General features: G+C 39.8%; 1 protein-coding gene. It reads right to left on the minus strand.

What is annotated here, in order from left to right; translation table 11 throughout:
* Window positions 1-167 precede the first annotated feature (167 nt).
* On the minus strand, window positions 168-1085 hold the full coding sequence (locus CGZ90_RS17875; RefSeq protein ID WP_094253902.1) for a proline dehydrogenase family protein: 918 nt from the start codon (window positions 1083-1085) through the stop codon (window positions 168-170).
* Between the last annotated feature and the right edge of the window lie 155 nt (window positions 1086-1240).

The raw sequence follows: 1240 nt of genomic DNA on the forward strand, positions 1-1240 counted from the left end.
CTCATTCATTTTTATGGCAAAAAATAAATGACTAAAATCATTTATCAGTTCTACCTTTATCATACTGCAAGGATATAAGTTTGACAACAATGAATTTTCAGATAATATTTAAGTTTAAAAAAAGGCAGAATCTATAGCGATTCTGCCTTTAATATTGCTGCACTTTTTTATTTTCCGAATACACCTTTTAACACAAACATCACGTTTGCCGGGCGTTCTGCAAGACGACGCATGAAATATCCGTACCAGTCGTTTCCGTATGGCACGTAGATGCGCATTTTGTAGCCTTCCTTCATCAACTGGTCCTGACGCTCTGTGCGGATTCCATAAAGCATCTGGAATTCGAATTGGTCATACGGAATGCTGTGCTTTTCAACGAGTTCTTTTGTGAAACGAATGATTTCATCATCATGAGTCGCAACCGCTGTATAGTTTCCGTTTAGCATATGCGTTTCGATCAGCTTTTTGAAGTTGTCATCCACATCTTTTTTGTCAGGATACGCCACTTCAGCCGGCTCTTTATATGCACCTTTTACGAGACGCAGGTTTGGCTGGTACTCATTCAGATCCTTAACATCCTGCAGTGAGCGGTATAAATACGCCTGAATAACGGTGGAGATGTTATCATATTCGCTTTTCAGCTGCTTGAATACCTTAAGTGTTTTCTCGCATCGAGTGTAATCTTCCATATCGATTGTAATGAAAACGTTATGTCTTACAGCTGCATCCATGATGCGGCGCATGTTCCTCATAACAAGCTCATCGCTAATATCAAGACCCATCGACGTCATTTTTAAGGAAAGCTGAGAATCTAGCTTCTCTTTCGCGATTGCCTCGATCGCTTCAATACAATGGTTAGTCATGTCGTTGGCTTCTGCTTCGTTGTCAACGAATTCGCCAAGGTGGTCGATCGTGACTGGCATCCCTTTATCGTTCAAACGCTTGATAGCGCTGATTGAGCTTTTAAGCGAGGCCCCCGCAACGAAACGGCTCGCACCAAAACGAAGCCCGTATCTTTTTGCCAGACTTGTGAACGTTTTGTTCTTCGCCATAAACAAGAAAAAGTCCCTCATCATTTGTTCCATTACCGTAATCCCCCTATAACCTTAACACTTATTATCTAAAAACTTTTAAGATTCTATAATGTATCCGCTTTAATAATATCACGCATTCGACAAATTGCTACACTTTTGAAATATTTAGATTTTTCTTCTTGTTATGTCATCATTTTGCTTAATAA

This window comes from Fictibacillus aquaticus (assembly GCF_002245695.1).
GTDB classification, from domain to species: Bacteria; Bacillota; Bacilli; order Bacillales; family Fictibacillaceae; genus Fictibacillus; species Fictibacillus aquaticus.

Coding starts and splice junctions, on each gene's coding strand:
- CGZ90_RS17875 (WP_094253902.1), bottom strand. CDS start 1,085: ATGGAACAAATGATGAGGGACTTTTTCTTGTTTATGGCGAAGAACAAA.